The organism is Yoonia sediminilitoris (assembly GCF_003058085.1).
Classification (GTDB): Bacteria; Pseudomonadota; Alphaproteobacteria; order Rhodobacterales; family Rhodobacteraceae; genus Yoonia; species Yoonia sediminilitoris.
The window spans coordinates 108,565-124,343 of record NZ_QBUD01000009.1 but is presented as its reverse complement, the minus strand read 5'-3'; the positions used below and the strand labels follow the sequence as shown (position 1 = coordinate 124,343).

Here is a 15,779-nt window from a genome sequence, read left to right as displayed (position 1 = left end):
ATGCGTTTTCTTTCCCTTGCCTTAATACTGCTTGCTACCCCACTTGCCGCACACGAACTTTGGCTCGAACCTTTGGCGTATCAGGTTGATGCAGATGGTAGGCTGGAAGCGGATATTATCAACGGGGAGGAATTTAAAGGCACAAAGCTGGCTTTTCTGCCACGGAGCATACAAAATTTCGTGGCCGTGTCCGGCGACTCGATCGAGCGCGTGACAGGACGGTTGGGGGACAGGCCCGGCCTGAGCCGCGATGCGGTCGGCGAAGGGCTGAATATCGTCGCCTACCAAACCCAGCCCTCTACGCTAAGTTACAAAAGCTGGGCGAAATTCCAGAAGTTCATTGATCACAAAGACCTGGGCGACATCCGCCCGGTACATGACGCACGCGGCTTGCCAGAGGCGAACTTCAAGGAAGTCTACACCCGCTATTCAAAAACCCTGATCGGTGTGGGCGAAAGCGCCGGTGCCGACCGCAGGGTCGGTATGGAGACCGAACTGGTGGCATTGTCAAACCCTTACACCGATGACCTGTCAGATGGGATGCGGGTGCAACTGTACTACCGCAACGATGTGCGCGCCAACGAACAGATCGAGGTGTTTGAAAAAGACGCATCCGGTGCCGTGACCATCACTCTTTACCGTACCGACGATCAGGGGGTCGGCATCTTCCCTGTCAAGCCGGGTCACAGCTACATGGTCGATGCGGTGGTACTGCGCGAACCCAGCGACCAGTTGCGCCAGAGCAGCGATGCCGTATGGGAAACCCTTTGGGCCAATATGACATTTGCAACCCCTGAATAGGCGCGACCGCAAAGTGGCGACCCAATGGGATTGGCGTTGGTACTGGGATATTTGATGGTGACTTGTGTATCGCCTTGGCCTCGGTCAAAACGCCTACATGAAAAAACAACCTGATATTCTGTGCATCGGTTCAGTCCTATGGGACGTCATTGGACGGGCTGCATCGCACATGCGCGTGGGCTCTGACGTGCCCGGCCGCATTACCCGGTTGCCCGGCGGGGTGGCGATGAATATCGCCATGACCCTGCGCCGCTTTGACATGACCCCCGCCCTGCTGACCACCATCGGGCGGGACGCCGAAGGCGACGAACTGCAGCACGAGGCGGAACGAATGGGTATGATCTGCGATCACATCTACCGCTCTGACGATCTGCCCACCGATGTCTATATGGCGATTGAAGGCGCAAACGGGCTGGTCGCCGCCATTGCCGACGCCCACTCGCTTGAGGCGGCAGGCGACAAGATCCTGCGCCCGCTCGACAACGGCGCACTGGGGTCCGCAGTTGCGCCCTACGACGGGCCGATCGCATTGGATGGCAACCTGACCGAGGAACTATTGCAGGACATCGCGCAATCGCCTCTGTTCGCCAAGGCGGACTTGCGCGTTGCGCCCGCTTCACCCGGCAAAGCGGAACGCCTGCTGGCGCTGTTGGGCCATCCGTCGGCCACGCTCTACGTCAATCTCGAAGAAGCCGGGTTGCTGTGCATGACCCAATTTGACGACAGCGCCTCTGCCGCCGCCGCCTTGATTGCGCGCGGCGCCCACAGGGTTCTGGTGACAGACGGCGGCAAATCGGCGTCCGAAGGCACCGCAGGCGACATCATCACCCAAACGCCACCCGCCGTCATGGTGACACGGGTCACAGGCGCAGGCGATACTTTCATGGCCGCCCATATCGCGTCAGAGGCGCAAGGACTGGACCGCGCCGCCGCCCTGACCCGCGCCCTGAACGCCGCTGCAACATACGTATCCGGAGAAACACCCCTATGATCCCCATGACATTTAGTGCCGAAGTGGCCAACGCCCGCGCAACAGGCGTGCCGCTTGTGGCCCTGGAAAGCACCATCATCACCCACGGGATGCCGTTTCCGCAAAATGTCGAAACCGCACGCATTGTCGAAGATGACATCAGGCAGGCAGGCGCCGTGCCCGCAACAATCGCCGTCATAAACGGCACCCTGCATGTGGGGCTTGAGGCTGACGAACTTGATGCATTGGGGCAAGCCAAGGATGTGGCCAAGCTGTCGCGCGCCGATATCGCCGCCTGTATCGCCTCTGGCGGCACGGGGGCCACAACTGTGGCCGCCACCATGATTGCCGCCCATCTGGCGGGCATCCATGCGTTCGCAACAGGCGGTATTGGCGGTGTGCACAAGGGGGCCGAAGACAGCTTTGACATTTCTGCCGATCTGCATGAACTGGCGCAAACCCCGGTCACAGTTGTGGCCGCAGGGGCGAAAGCCATTCTGGATTTGCCCAAGACATTCGAAGTGCTCGAAACACTTGGTGTGCCAGTGATCGCCTATGGGCAAGACATGATCCCGGCCTTCTGGTCCGCAACGTCCGAAATGGTTGCACCCCTGCGGATGGATAGTGCCGTAGACATTGCCAGGGCCCAGCAAATGCGGACGGCCATGGGCCTGAAGGGCGGGCAGTTAGTCACAAACCCTATCCCCGCCGAGGCCGAAATCCCCGCCGAAACACTGGCACCCATCATCGCGCAGGCGCTGGCAGAGGCTGACGCCCAAAAGATTAGCGCCAAGGCGGTCACGCCCTTCCTGCTGCAACGGATCTTTGAACTGACCGAGGGGCGTTCCCTGACAGCCAACATCGCATTGGTGCGTAACAACGCGCAGCTCGCTGCGCAAATTGCGATATCCCTCGCGTCGTAAGAATGGGGTAAATGTGCAGGCGCATCCTCTCGCGGGACCTTTTGTGGATGCGAAGACGTTGGCGTAGATGCCACGGGATTGATGATGAGTGAGGATAAGACCCCGCTGTGAGCGCCATGTCCGCCCATTATTTCAGCGCAGGCGGCATGCCCCGGATAAATCATCCGATTTCCGCCTGCCGATATTGTGGGCGCCGCCTGCGCACCCTAACTATATAGCACCGATCTTTTGGATGAGCCGATGAACGACCCTGACCACCCAGAGCACAAGCGCCTGCGCCGCCCCGGCATAATCGCGAAATTGCGCAGCAACTTCCTTGCGGGCGTTATCATTGTGGCCCCGATCGGGATGACACTGTGGCTGATCTGGACTGTCGTGGGCTGGGTCGATAGCTGGGTCTGGCCCTTTGTGCCAAATGCCTATCACCCCGAACAGTTGGTGAACCACTTCCTTGGCCGCACGCCTGAAAACTGGATCACGGTCAACGTGCGTGGTGTCGGCGTTGTCATATTCCTGATCTTTACGGTCATTGTCGGCTGGATCGGCAAAGGGATTATCGGGCGGTCTTTTCTGTCAATTGGTGAACGGATCGTGGACCGGATGCCGGTGGTCCGGTCGGTCTATAATGCCGTCAAGCAGATTGCAGAGACAGTTTTTTCCCAGCGTGACACATCTTTTGATAAGGCCTGTCTGGTGGAATATCCGCGCAAGGGCATCTGGGCGATTGCCTTTGTCTCGACCAACGCCAAGGGCGAGATTGACGAGAAACTGGCGGATGGAGAGACATTCACAACAGTATTTCTGCCAACCACACCGAACCCTACGTCAGGGTTTCTGCTGTTTCTGCCCCTGCGTGACGTCAAGATGTTGGATATGTCGGTTGAGGATGCCGCAAAGCTGGTGATTTCGGCTGGCTTGGTTTACCCCAACGACAAGACAGTCACATCCATCCCGCATGCGGCCGAGTAACATTTGATCACCCCTGCCCTGACCGGTTTTGCCACCGCCTTTGCGCTGATCCTTGCGATTGGTGCGCAAAACGCCTTTGTGCTGCGCCAGGGACTGGCTGGCGCGCATGTCTTTCCGCTATGCCTGTTGTGCGCGCTGTCGGACGCGATTTTGATCACTGCGGGCGTTTTGGGATTTGGGGCTATCGTTGCGCTCTATCCGATGTTGCCGCAGATCATGGCGTGGGGTGGCGCCGCGTTTTTGTTGGTCTATGGAGCGCTTCGTCTTTGGGCAGCGTGGCAGGGTGACTATGCGCTGCAGATTGCGGGCCAGACTGCGGGCCTGTGGGCCACGCTGGCGACGGGTGCGGCGTTCACATGGCTGAACCCGCACGTCTATCTGGATACATTGGGCCTGATTGGTGCAATCTCGACCCAGTTTACCGCGACCGGTGCAAAACTTGCCTTCGGGATTGGCGCGGTTTCTGCGTCATTCGTTTTTTTCTTCAGCCTTGGATACGGCGCACGTCTGCTGGCGCCCGTCATGACATCGGCCCGCGCGTGGCAGTTGCTGGACGTGCTGATCGGTCTTGTGATGTGGGCGCTGGCGTTCAAGCTGCTTAGCTGAACATGTCCCGCAGGTTCACCGAACTGGATGCGTTCAGATCAGACTTGTGATTGGACAGGAAAGCATCCGCAGCCGCCTCGCCCGCCGCTTTCAACCGCGCCAGCACCACCGGCGTTGGAATGGTCTTGGTGGCGACGTTGAGTTCGTTCATCAACACATCGTCAGCAATCATATGCACCAGCACATTCTTCATTGTCCCACGCGTGATTGACCCGTCCTCAATAAGCCGATGCACAAATTCGATCGCCCGCAGTTCGCGCAGCAATGAGCTGTTAAAGCTGATTTCGTTGATCCGGTTATGGATTGCCTGAACTTCGACGGGCAGTTCCTCGCGGTGCAGTGGATTGATGTTCACGATCAAAATGTCGTCGGGCAAGTCCTTATCAAACAACGGGAAAAGCGCCGGATTGCCGGAATAGCCGCCATCCCAGAACGCCTCTGACTTGCCGGTCTGCGGGTCCGTGAATTCAACCGCCTGAAACAGGCTGGGCAGGCAGGCAGAGGCAAGGATGACATCGGACATGATTTCTTCTCCGGTAAAAACCCGGATTTTGCCCGATCTGACGTTGGTGGCGCAGATGTGCAGCGCGGGTCCGTCTTGCGAACAGACCGCGTCATACCTGAATTCCCTGACGATTCGTTCCAACGGATTTCTTGCGGCAGGGCCATAGGCATAGGGCGACAACATGCGCTGTGTCATGTCCACGGCGGCATAGGCAGGCGAATATTCCAGTGCCTTGGCCCAAATCCCCGCAGATGGGGCAAGCGATGCAATCCAGTCGGTAAAATTGGGGTCTGTGATGGCCCCGATCTGGGTCCACAGCCAATCCAGATTCTCGCGCGCGCCTTGTCGCCCGCCCGACAGCATGCCCGCCTTGAGTGCCGCCGCATTCAGTGCCCCCGCAGAGGTCGCTGATATAGCCGCAATCTCGATATCCTCGTCCTGCAAGATGCGGCACAACACGCCCCAAGTGAAGGCACCGTGCGCGCCGCCCCCCTGCAAGGCCAGATTGATGCGTTTTGTCACGCCCACAGCCCTTAAAGTGCCGTCCAGCCGCCATCAACGCTGATGGTCGTGCCCGTGATTTGCGCCGCCGCGTCGGAACACAGGAACACTGCGGTGCCGCCCAACTGTTCGACCGTGGCGAACTCCTTGGAGGGCTGGCGTTCCAGCATCACGTTCTTGATCACATCCTCGCGGGACATGTCATACTCCTTCATCGTGTCGGGAATTTGCGCCTCGATCAGCGGGGTCAGCACGTAGCCCGGGCAAATCGCATTGCATGTGATCGGGTCTTGCGCCGTTTCCAGCCCGATTGTTTTGGTCAGGCCGACGATACCATGCTTGGCCGCCACATAGGCCGATTTATAGGGCGACGCCGTCAACCCGTGGGCCGAGGCGATGTTGATGATGCGGCCATAGCCAGATGCGCGCATGGCTGACACGGCTGCGGCAGTCGTGTGAAAGGCCGAGGACATGTTGATCGCGATGATCGCATCCCACTTTTCGGTTGGGAAATCCTGCACCGGCGCCACATGCTGAATGCCCGCATTGTTCACCAGAATGTCACAACGGCCTGCGTCCTTGATCAGACGACGGCAATCTTCGCCCTTGGACATGTCGGCAGCCACATATTTGGCATCGACACCATGTTCCTTGGCGATCTCTGTGGCTAGCGCGTGATCTTCCTCGCGGTCGGTAAACGAGTTCAGCACCACATTGGCGCCCGCGCGCGCGAGTTCACGTGCCACACCCAACCCTATGCCAGAGTTCGATCCTGTAATAACGGCTGTCTTGCCTGAAAGAGTCATTGCGGTAGCTCCCTGTCTGTCTCGCTTTTACGCAGCATATATGCTGCACCTGCAAAGTACCATGACAGGCGCGAGGCAAAAAAAACGCCCGCACAAGGCGGGCGTAAAGTTATTGAGGCAGGTTTCATACAGGCAAGAAACCTATCGAGCAGTGATTTCTTTATAAGCAATCATTTGCCCGCATCCAAGCTAAAAGTTTGAAAAGGCTGAAAACCCTCTTTACCATCAGGCAAAATAATGAGTTCAAATGCAGGGGCAAACCAACAGTGACACAGCATATACGTAACATAGCAAGGGCCATGGGAAGTGCGTTTGCGCTTATCCTCTCAGCCAACATCGCCGTGGCAGAGCCGCAACATGGCATAGCTATGTATGGTGACCCTGCCCTTCCACCGGATTTTGTGTCCTTGCCCTATGCGAATCCAGATGCTCCAACGGGTGGCCAGATCGTCACAGCCGAGGTCGGAAGCTTTGACAGTCTCAATCCCTTTGTACGCAAGGGCTCTGTTCCCTGGCAGCTGCGTTTCTTTCTGGGCGAAAGCATGATGGGGCGCAGCCTTGATGAACCCTTCTCTCTTTACGGTGTTTTGGCCGAATCGGTTGAAACCGGACCGAATCGCGAATGGGTCGAATTTACCTTGCGCGAGGGGATCACATTTTCCGACGGCAGCCCGCTGACCATCGAAGATGTGCTCTGGTCCTATGAAACTCTCGGCACCGTTGGTCATCCCCGCTACCTCGGGTTTTGGCAAAAGGTCGAGACGATGGAACAGACCGGTCCGCGCTCTGTCCGGTTTACGTTCAACGTTGCAGACCGTGAACTGGCCCTGCTGGCCGGGATGCGCCCTATCCTCAAAAAGGCCCAATGGGACGGCATCGACTTTGCAGAAAGCACAACCCAGATCGTGCCGATCACCTCTGCACCCTACATGATTGACGATTTCGAAGCGGGGCGCTTTGTCTCGCTGCGCCGCAATCCCGATTACTGGGGCAAGGACGTGCCGTTTCGCAAAGGCACCAACAATATCGATGAAGTCCGGCTGGAATTCTTCGGCGATGAAACAGCCGCATTCGAGGCATTCAAGACAGGTGCCGTGAATTCAAACCGTGAATTCAACGTCGCCCGCTGGGAAAGCCAGTATGATTTCCCGGCCGTGCAAAGCGGCGATATTGTCCTGTCGGTGCTGCCGCATGAACGCCCCTCCGGGATGACAGGTTTTGTGATGAACACCCGCAAACCGCAGTTTGCCGACTGGCGGGTGCGTGATGCGCTGATCCATGCGTTCAATTTTGAATTTATCAACGAATCCATGACAGGCTCGGCCCAGCCAAGGATCACATCCTATTGGTCCAATTCGCCGCTTGGCATGTCCGATGGGCCCGCCGAAGGCCGCGTGCGGGAATTTCTTGAACCCTTCGCATCTGATCTCACACCCGGCGCGCTTGAAGGATACAGCTTGCCCGTTGCTGATGGCACCGAACGAAACCGCGCGGGTACGGCCAAAGCACTTGAACAGATGGCCAGCGCGGGATGGACGGTGCAGGACGGTGTCTTGAAGAATGATGCGGGCGAGGCTTTAACCTTTGACATCCTCCTTGCACAGGGCGGGTCTGAAAATCAGGCCATTATTGACATGTATGTGGAATCCCTGGCCCGCATCGGCGTCACACCGACCGTGTCCACTGTGGACAGCGCGCAGTTCAAGGAACGCACCGACAGCTACGATTTCGACATGACCTACTATCGGCGCGGCCTGTCGCTTTCTCCCGGCAACGAACAGTATAACTACTATGGCTCTGAAACTGCCGACGCCCCCGGCGGGCGCAATCTGATGGGCGTCAAATCCCCGGCGGTTGACGCCATGATAGGCAAACTGCTGACTTCCGAAAGTCAGGATGACTTTGTCGCTGCGGTGAAAGCGCTTGACCGTGTCCTGACCAGCGGCCGCTATGTTATCCCGATCTATCAGTGGAACATCAGCCGTCTAGCGCACTCCAAAAACCTGCATTACCCGGACGAGATGCCGATTTTCGGCGATTGGCCTGGTTGGCAGCCTGATGTCTGGTGGTACGAGGAAAAATAGCAAGCTGCATGAACGGAGCGCGGTTTCCAATATGGGACCGCGCATAGCTTCTTGTGGCCAAAAATATCCCCGCCGGAGGCAAAGTTCAGCTCAGTGATGTAACCCAGAGGAGTGTCGCATCTTCGGCGCTGATCGACACGACGTTATGCCCCATTGAAGCATCGTAATAGGCGCTGTCACCGCGTTTCAGTTCCACCGGCTCGTAAAATTCGGTATAGAGCCTGATCTGGCCAGTCAGAACATAAAGAAACTCCTCGCCGTCATGGCGGACCCAGCCATCGAAATCCTCCATCTTCCGCGCGCGGACATGGGTGCGATATGGCAACATCTTCTTGGTGGTCAGTGCATTTGCCAGCAATGCATGTTCGTAGGTCGTGGTAAGTTTTTCGGCCTCTTCTCCGGTCCGGGTCACGGCCATACGACCGTTCACCTGCCCCTTTGATGGCGGTGTAAACAATTGCGGGACGGAAATTTTCAAGCCAACGGCCAGCTTTTTCAGAGCATCATAGGTTGGCGACATCTGACCGTTTTCGATCTTGGACAAAGTAGATCGCGCCAAACCCGCCTGCTGTGCAGCCTGTTCGAGCGTCCAGTCGCGGGCCTTGCGCAATTCGCGCACCCGCGCACCCAGATCAAGCGGTTGCGCCACGCTGTTATCGCCATTTTCATGAGCGATACGGATCAGGCTTTTCGGATCGATATCTGTCATGGCGACTACATACGGATGGTTGGCGTATCTTGCAACTTGTGCCGCCGGAGGATAGCCGGACATCCATGCTGTCACACTCTGTCTCTGATCCGTTTCCCGACCCACCTCCAGCTTTCAATATGGCGGCACATGTCTTGTCCGCCGCGCAGGACCGGCCCGACAAACCTGCGCTTGTCATTGCAGGGGACAGTCCTTCGGAAATGACTTTTGGCCAGTTGCGCAGGGCCGTTCTCGAACAAGCCACCTGCCTGTTGGCAAAAGGTTTGCGACCTGGTGACAGACTGTTGATGCGGCTCGGCAATACAGTCGATTTCCCGATCATCTATCTTGCGTCAATCGCTGTAGGGATCGTGCCCGTCCCGACCTCTGCCGCGCTGACCAAAGGGGAGGTCGATGTGCTTTGCGCGCAAATCAAGCCCGCACTCACCGTTTATAGTGACGGAATTGCATGCCCGTCATCATCGCAGCCAACCGTCCACGTGGATGACATCCGCCCCGACGACACCACCCCTATGGCCGCCTTTGCGATGGGTGATCCTGACCGGCCTGCCTATATCATTTTCACATCGGGCACGTCGGGCCGCCCGACACCAGTTGTACATGCGCACCGTGCGATCTGGGCACGGCAGATGATGATTGATGGCTGGTATGGCATGGTTGACACGGACCGGATCTTGCATGCGGGCGCCTTCAACTGGACCTATACGCTGGGCACTGGCCTAATGGACCCCTGGACTGTCGGTGCCACCGCGATTGTGGCGCAGGATGGCACCCCAACGGATGCATTGCCGCATTTACTGCGCCAGCAGCGCGCGACAATTTTTGCAGCAGCGCCAGGCGTTTATCGACGTATGCTGCGTGGCGATCTGTCCGGGCTAACTGACCTGCGCCATGGGCTCTCTGCCGGTGAAAAACTGGCCGAGGATTACAAGTCCGCGTGGCAGAGCAAAACCGGCACCGACATTTACGAGGCATTCGGCATGTCCGAATGTTCAACCTTCATATCAGGCGCACCGGGGCATCCCGCCCCGCCGGGGGCGTCAGGTTTTGCCCAGCCGGGGCGCAAGGTGGCGATCATTGGCCCCGATGGCCCGGTACCGCGTGGCGAGCCCGGCACAATCGCCATTCACAAGTCCGACCCCGGATTGATGCTCGGCTATTATGAAGCACCCAAAGAAACTGCGGCCCGTTTTCAAGGCGACTGGTTCATGACGGGCGACATCGGCATCATGGATAGCGATGGCGCCATCACCTATGCCGGCCGCGCCGACGATATGATGAATGCGGGCGGTTACCGTGTCAGCCCGGTCGAAGTCGAGGATGCGTTGACCGCGCATCCGCTGATTTCCGAAGCCGCCGCCGCCGCTGTTCAAATTCGCACAGGCACCGTCATCATTGCGGGGTTTTACGTGGCGACAGACGTGATAGACGAAGACGAACTGCGCAGCTTCGTCAGCGAAAGGCTCGCAAGCTATAAATGCCCACGGCTCTTTGTTGCCAAAGACGCACTTCCACGCGGGGCGAACAACAAATTACTTCGGCGCGTCCTGCGCGCAGAATGGGAGGCCGCATATGGTCAAACTTGACATCATCTCTGACCCGATCTGTCCATGGTGCTATATCGGCAAGACCAATCTGGACAAGGCGCTGGTACAGTTCCCCGACCATCCCTTTACCATCGAATGGCACCCGTTTCAGCTCAACCCCGACATGCCAGCGGGCGGCATGGACCGCAAAGCCTATCTCGAAGGCAAATTCGGCGGCAAGGAAGGCGCAGTCAAAGCCTATGCCCCGGTCGTTGAACATGCTGAAAAAGCGGGGGCCAAGATCAATTTCGAAGCGATGAAAGTGACGCCGAACACGATTGACGCACACCGGCTGATCCACTGGGCCGGGATCGAAGGGCGGCAGTCCTTTGTCGTTGATCTGCTGTTCAAAGCCTATTTTGTCGACGGCCGCGACATCGGTGATCATGAAGTTCTGGCCGATATCGCGGACACGGCGGAAATGGACGCGGCAATGGTGACGAAACTGCTGGCATCTGACGCCGACGTGGCCGACATCCGCGCACGTGATGCCCACAGTCGCAAGATGGGCGTCAATTCGGTGCCGACCTTTATTGTTGACCAAAAACATGCGGTCCCCGGCGCACAGCCGCCAGAAATGTGGACGAAAGTCATCACCGAAATCATGGAACAACTGGACGCCGCCGAATGATCCACAGCGCGGCCCCATGTCCCAGATAAAGCGCCTGCACAGGACCGAATTCATTGCAATGATGGCCATGATGTCGGCCACCGTTGCCTTTTCCATCGACGCCATGTTGCCCGCTCTGCCCGAGATCGGCGCGGCATTGTCGCCCGATAATCTCAATAACGCGCAATTGATCGTGACAAGCTTTGTGTTCGGGCTTGGCGTGGGCACGCTGTTCACCGGGCCACTGTCAGATGCATTCGGGCGCAAACCGGTGATGGTTGTCGGGTCAATCATCTACATTCTGGCCTGTTTGGTCGCCTGGATCTCGACCACGATCGAAGTAATGGTTGCAGCCCGCGTGGTGCAGGGGTTGGGGGCAGCCGCCCCGCGCGTGGTGGCCCTGGCAATTGTGCGCGACCTTTATGGCGGGCGTAATATGGCCCAGATCATATCCTTCATCATGGTCGTCTTTTCGATTGTGCCAGCACTTGCCCCGGCCATGGGCTATTACATTGTCGTTGGGTTTGGCTGGCGGGCGATTTTTGCATCCTTCATGCTGTTTTCGTTGGTCTCGATGATATGGCTGGTGATCCGCCAGCCCGAGACATTGACACCAGACAACAAACGCCCGCTGAGTGCCGCGGCCCTTGCCGGTGCCATCGGTGAAATGTTCGCCCACCCCACGACCCGCCTGTCGATATTCATCCAGACGCTGACGTTCGGAATGTTGTTTATCATCCTGTCCTCGGTCCAGCAGGTGTTTGACATCACCTTTGGTCAGGGCGATCTGTTCCATCTTTGGATTGGTGGGATTGCCGCAGTGTCTGCATCTGCAAGTGTGCTGAACGCAAAACTTGTGATGCGGATAGGGATGCGGGCGATCATCAAGGCGACCTATGCCGCGCAGATTTGCCTGACGATCCTACTGATTGTCGTTACGGCCGTCGATGGCCCCTATTGGCTTGCGTTTGGCACCTATGTCTTTTGGGTCGCTGGCAACTTCTTTCAGGCGGGCCTGACAATCGGCAACCTCAATGCGCTCGCGATGGAAGAAATGGCCCATATCGCGGGCATGGCGGCGTCAGTCATCGCTGCTATATCGACCATTGGTGCGGTGATGATCGCAGCCCCGATAGGCCTGCTGTTTGATGGCACGCCAATCCCGATGGCTATCGGCACATTGTGCGCGGCAAGCCTTGCGCTTTGGTTGACCACCAAGATCGTCCGGCCCAGCGACGCCTAGCTACTTTTCGCCTTTTTCTCATCGGACAGTTTTTGTGCCAAATCACGGGCAATGTTGAATGCGCCCTGAATTTTGTCACGTTCCTTGGTCCAGTCACGGCGCACGACGATCTTGTTGTCTTTGACCTTGGCCAACCCGTTTTGCGCATGCACAAACTCGACCAGCCCCTTGGGCGATGCGAATTTATCGTTATGAAACTGGATCGTGGCGCCCTTTGGACCCGCATCAAGCTTGGAAATCCCCGCCCGCTTGCACATGGCCTTGATCCGCACGACCAGCATCAGTGTGTTCACTTCGCGCGGCAGTTTGCCAAAGCGGTCAATCAGTTCGGCGGCAAACCCTTCCAGTTCAACCTTTGTCGTCAGTTCCGACAGGCGGCGGTAAAGGCCCAGACGCACATCCAGATCAGGCACATAATCTTCGGGGATCAGCACAGGCACGCCCAGATTGATCTGCGGTGCCCATTGGCCATCGTCGGTAATGCCTTCGGCGGCACCCGACTTAATCGCGCTGATCTGTTCTTCCAGCATTTGCTGGTACAACTCGTACCCGACTTCACGCATCTGGCCGGACTGCTCTTCGCCCAGCAGGTTCCCAGCCCCGCGAATATCAAGGTCCTGACTGGCTAGTGTGAAACCCGCGCCCAGCGTATCAATCGACCCCAGCACCCGCAGGCGCTTTTGCGCCGTATCCGTCAGTTTCTGGCGCGGCTTGGTCGTCAGATAGGCATAGGCACGGGTCTTGGACCGGCCCACGCGCCCCCTGATCTGGTAAAGTTGAGACAGCCCGAACATATCCGCCCGCCAGACGATCATCGTATTGGCTGTTGGAATATCCAGCCCGGATTCCACAATCGTCGTGGCCAGCAACACATCATATTTGCCGTCATAAAAGGCGTTCATCCGGTCATCGAGTTCACCTGCCGCCATCTGGCCTGTTGCGGAAATATAAGTGACTTCCGGCACCTCGCGTTTGAGGAAATCCTCCATTTCGGCCATGTCGGAAATGCGGGGCACGACCACAAAGGATTGCCCGCCGCGGTAGTGTTCGCGCAAAAGCGCCTCGCGCACGGTGATCGTGTCGAATTCGCTGACATAGGTGCGGATCGCCAGCCGGTCGATGGGCGGTGTGCCAATAATCGACAGGTCGCGCACGCCCGACAAGGACAGTTGCAAGGTGCGCGGAATGGGCGTGGCGGTCAGGGTCAGCACATGCACGTCAGTACGCAGTTGCTTGAGCCGTTCCTTATGCTGCACCCCGAATTTCTGTTCTTCATCAATGACAAGCAGGCCAAGGTTCTTGAAGCGTACACCCTTGGCCAAAAGTGCATGGGTGCCCACCACGATATCAACCGTGCCCTTGGTGATCCCGTCGCGCGTTTTTGCCGCATTCCCCGCGCTGACAAATCGCGACAATGGGGCCACATTAGCAGGAAACCCGCGAAACCGTTCGGCAAGGTTCTGGTAGTGCTGGCGGGCCAGCAGGGTTGTCGGCGCAATGATCGCCACCTGCACACCGCACAGGGCCGCCACAAATGCGGCGCGAATGGCCACTTCGGTTTTGCCAAAACCCACGTCACCGCAAATCAGCCGGTCCATCGGTTTGCCAGACGACAGGTCCTCTAGCACGTCCTCGATCGCGGCCAGTTGATCATCGGTTTCTGCATAGGGAAAGCGCGCAAGGAACTGGTCCCACAGCGCGTCAGGCGGGTCGAGCGCGGGTGCGGTGCGCAAGGCGCGTTCTGCCGCGACCCGGATCAGACGTTCGGCAATCTGCCTGATCCGCTCCTTCAGCTTGGCCTTTTTCGCTTGCCACGCGCCGCCGCCCAGCTTGTCCAGCAGGCCCGTTTCATGGCCGTATTTGGACAGCAGTTCGATGTTTTCGACGGGCAGGTAGAGCTTTGAATCTTCGGCATATTCCAGAAGCAGGCATTCATGGGCGGCACCGGCTGCCGAGACAACCTCCATCCCCATGTAGCGGCCAACGCCGTGGTCGACATGAACGACCAAGTCGCCCGGCGACAGGCTGTTGGCTTCGGTCAGGAAATTGTCAGCACGCCGTTTGCGCTTGGTCTGGCGGATTAATCGATCGCCCAGCACGTCCTGTTCGGAAATCACCGTCAGTCCGGGGGCCTCAAACCCATGATCCAGAGGCCAGACAGCCAGATGCAACCCGCGTTTGCCGACCCTTGCAAAATCCTTGATCCTGATCGCTTCGACGACACCTTCGTCTTCGATCAACCCTTCCAACCGCTCGCGCGCACCGTCAGAATAGGATGCGACAATCACCGGACCTGCGTCCAGCCTTGATTTGATGTGATCTGCCAAGGCACTGAAAAGGCTAATTTGTTCCTGTTGGCGTTCTGGGGCGAAGTTGCGTCCTATGCGGCCACCTGCGTCGATCACACCGGGACCGGTTGCCTGTTTCAATGCTGAAAATTGCAGGACTCGTTTGTCGGCAACAGCGCGATCCCAAGCGGCATCATCAAGATAAAGCAATTTAGGAGGGGCCGGTTTATAGACACTGTCCATCCGGCCCTTTTGCGTCAGCGCGTGCATCCGCGTGCTATATTGGTCGGCAATGCTTTCCCAACGGGCCATGCGCGCCGGGCCAACCTGATCGTCCAGCGTCACTGTCGCGCGGGGCAGATAATCAAAGAGCGTCTCCAGATCGTCTTGGAAGAAGCCCAGCCAATGTTCGACACCTGCATGTTTGCGGCCCGCGCTGACAGCCTCATACAGCGGGTCATCGGTGCCAGCGGCGCCAAATTCGATCCGGTAATTCTGCCGAAAGCGCGTAATCGCCGCCTCGTCCAGAATAACCTCGGACACGGGCGCCAGTTCGACGTCTGTCAGCTTTTCGGTTGTGCGTTGGCTGGCGGGGTCAAACCGCCGGGCACCGTCCAGCACATCGCCAAACAAATCAAGCCGCACCGGGCCGGATTGCCCGGGTGGAAAGATGTCGATAATGCCGCCGCGCACAGCGTAATCGCCCGGCTCCATCACTGTCGGGCTTTGGGTAAAACCCATGCGGACAAGGAAATTGCGCAGGGCGGTTTCGTCCAGCCGTTTTCCAACGGTTGCGGTAAAGGCGGCCTCGCGCAGTAAAGCGCGGGGAGGCACCCGCTGCGTCGCCGCAGACAGCGTTGTCAGCAGCACAAACCGCTCGGGCATCCCATGAACCAATGCGGCCAGCGTGGCCATACGTGCGGCCGACACGTCCGCATTGGGCGACACCCGGTCATATGGCAGACAATCCCACGCCGGAAATACAAAGACAGGCATGTCCGGCGCAAAGAAGGACAATGCAGCCTGCATTGCCGCCAATCTCTTGTCATCGCGGGCCACATGCACGACAGGGCCGGACTTTGCGACCTCTGTCAGGATCAATTGGGCATCGAACCCTTCGGGCGCGCCGCTGACGGTAATATGTTTCGGGTCAGACATTCCGCTGACCTACCCCGCGA

13 protein-coding genes are annotated in these 15,779 nt (G+C 58.0%); 9 read left to right on the top strand and 4 right to left on the bottom strand.

The genetic code is table 11. The features are described 5' to 3' along the window. The 5 genes from C8N45_RS16015 (at position 1) to C8N45_RS15995 (ending at position 4,269) form a co-directional block, all read left to right on the top strand. Positions 1–801: a DUF4198 domain-containing protein gene (locus C8N45_RS16015; RefSeq protein ID WP_108387294.1), complete on the top strand. Its 801-nt coding sequence runs from the start codon at positions 1–3 to the stop codon at positions 799–801. Between the two features lie 97 nt (positions 802–898). Then, a complete protein-coding gene (locus tag C8N45_RS16010; protein WP_108387259.1) occupies positions 899–1,792 on the top strand; it encodes a PfkB family carbohydrate kinase in 894 nt (297 codons plus the stop codon). Next, positions 1,789–2,694: a pseudouridine-5'-phosphate glycosidase gene (locus C8N45_RS16005; RefSeq protein WP_108387258.1), complete on the top strand. Its 906-nt coding sequence runs from the start codon at positions 1,789–1,791 to the stop codon at positions 2,692–2,694. The genes C8N45_RS16010 and C8N45_RS16005 overlap by 4 nt, the downstream gene beginning before the upstream one ends. Positions 2,695–2,934: 240 nt before the next feature. Then, the gene (locus tag C8N45_RS16000) at positions 2,935–3,663 is read left to right on the top strand and encodes a DUF502 domain-containing protein (RefSeq protein ID WP_108387257.1); all 729 of its coding nucleotides are present in this window, start codon (positions 2,935–2,937) and stop codon (positions 3,661–3,663) included. Positions 3,664–3,666: 3 nt separating this feature from the next. Next, positions 3,667–4,269 carry a LysE/ArgO family amino acid transporter gene (locus tag C8N45_RS15995; RefSeq protein ID WP_108387256.1) on the top strand — a complete coding sequence of 201 codons (603 nt, stop codon included), beginning with the start codon at positions 3,667–3,669 and terminating at the stop codon, positions 4,267–4,269. Here C8N45_RS15995 and C8N45_RS15990 read toward each other — a convergent pair. Beyond that, the gene (locus C8N45_RS15990; protein ID WP_108387292.1) at positions 4,262–5,296 is read right to left on the bottom strand and encodes a patatin-like phospholipase family protein; all 1,035 of its coding nucleotides are present in this window, start codon (positions 5,294–5,296) and stop codon (positions 4,262–4,264) included. The two genes, C8N45_RS15995 and C8N45_RS15990, sit on opposite strands and share 8 nt — an antisense overlap. Positions 5,297–5,307: 11 nt before the next feature. Continuing rightward, a complete protein-coding gene (locus tag C8N45_RS15985; RefSeq protein ID WP_108387255.1) occupies positions 5,308–6,081 on the bottom strand; it encodes a 3-hydroxybutyrate dehydrogenase in 774 nt (257 codons plus the stop codon). Between the two features lie 299 nt (positions 6,082–6,380). Between C8N45_RS15985 and C8N45_RS15980 the strand changes: the two genes are divergently transcribed. Continuing rightward, positions 6,381–8,165, top strand: coding sequence for an extracellular solute-binding protein (locus C8N45_RS15980; RefSeq protein WP_245882698.1), 1,785 nt, complete (start codon positions 6,381–6,383; stop codon positions 8,163–8,165). A gap of 85 nt (positions 8,166–8,250) precedes the next feature. Here C8N45_RS15980 and C8N45_RS15975 read toward each other — a convergent pair whose 3' ends face one another. Next, the gene (locus C8N45_RS15975; protein WP_108387253.1) at positions 8,251–8,874 is read right to left on the bottom strand and encodes a helix-turn-helix domain-containing protein; all 624 of its coding nucleotides are present in this window, start codon (positions 8,872–8,874) and stop codon (positions 8,251–8,253) included. Positions 8,875–8,912: 38 nt separating this feature from the next. On the opposite strand from C8N45_RS15975, the gene C8N45_RS15970 reads away from it, so the two are divergent. From C8N45_RS15970 to C8N45_RS15960, 3 genes are read left to right on the top strand one after another with little or no spacing between them, the layout of a single operon-like run. After that, positions 8,913–10,460: a class I adenylate-forming enzyme family protein gene (locus tag C8N45_RS15970; protein ID WP_375342479.1), complete on the top strand. Its 1,548-nt coding sequence runs from the start codon at positions 8,913–8,915 to the stop codon at positions 10,458–10,460. Continuing rightward, a complete protein-coding gene (locus C8N45_RS15965) occupies positions 10,447–11,091 on the top strand; it encodes a DsbA family oxidoreductase (protein ID WP_108387251.1) in 645 nt (214 codons plus the stop codon). Before C8N45_RS15970 ends, C8N45_RS15965 begins: the two co-directional genes overlap by 14 nt. A 16-nt stretch (positions 11,092–11,107) precedes the next feature. Then, positions 11,108–12,313: a multidrug effflux MFS transporter gene (locus C8N45_RS15960; protein ID WP_108387250.1), complete on the top strand. Its 1,206-nt coding sequence runs from the start codon at positions 11,108–11,110 to the stop codon at positions 12,311–12,313. Here C8N45_RS15960 and mfd read toward each other — a convergent pair. Beyond that, positions 12,310–15,759 (bottom strand): transcription-repair coupling factor, encoded by a 3,450-nt coding sequence (gene mfd / locus C8N45_RS15955; RefSeq protein ID WP_108387249.1) that lies wholly within the window; start codon positions 15,757–15,759, stop codon positions 12,310–12,312. The two genes, C8N45_RS15960 and mfd, sit on opposite strands and share 4 nt — an antisense overlap. Positions 15,760–15,779 lie beyond the last annotated feature (20 nt).

Coding starts and splice junctions, on each gene's coding strand:
- C8N45_RS16015 (WP_108387294.1), top strand. CDS start 1: ATGCGTTTTCTTTCCCTTGCCTTAATACTGCTTGCTACCCCACTTGCC.
- C8N45_RS16010 (WP_108387259.1), top strand. CDS start 899: ATGAAAAAACAACCTGATATTCTGTGCATCGGTTCAGTCCTATGGGAC.
- C8N45_RS16005 (WP_108387258.1), top strand. CDS start 1,789: ATGATCCCCATGACATTTAGTGCCGAAGTGGCCAACGCCCGCGCAACA.
- C8N45_RS16000 (WP_108387257.1), top strand. CDS start 2,935: ATGAACGACCCTGACCACCCAGAGCACAAGCGCCTGCGCCGCCCCGGC.
- C8N45_RS15985 (WP_108387255.1), bottom strand. CDS start 6,081: ATGACTCTTTCAGGCAAGACAGCCGTTATTACAGGATCGAACTCTGGC.
- C8N45_RS15980 (WP_245882698.1), top strand. CDS start 6,381: ATGGGAAGTGCGTTTGCGCTTATCCTCTCAGCCAACATCGCCGTGGCA.
- C8N45_RS15975 (WP_108387253.1), bottom strand. CDS start 8,874: ATGACAGATATCGATCCGAAAAGCCTGATCCGTATCGCTCATGAAAAT.
- C8N45_RS15965 (WP_108387251.1), top strand. CDS start 10,447: ATGGTCAAACTTGACATCATCTCTGACCCGATCTGTCCATGGTGCTAT.
- C8N45_RS15960 (WP_108387250.1), top strand. CDS start 11,108: ATGTCCCAGATAAAGCGCCTGCACAGGACCGAATTCATTGCAATGATG.
- mfd (WP_108387249.1), bottom strand. CDS start 15,759: ATGTCTGACCCGAAACATATTACCGTCAGCGGCGCGCCCGAAGGGTTC.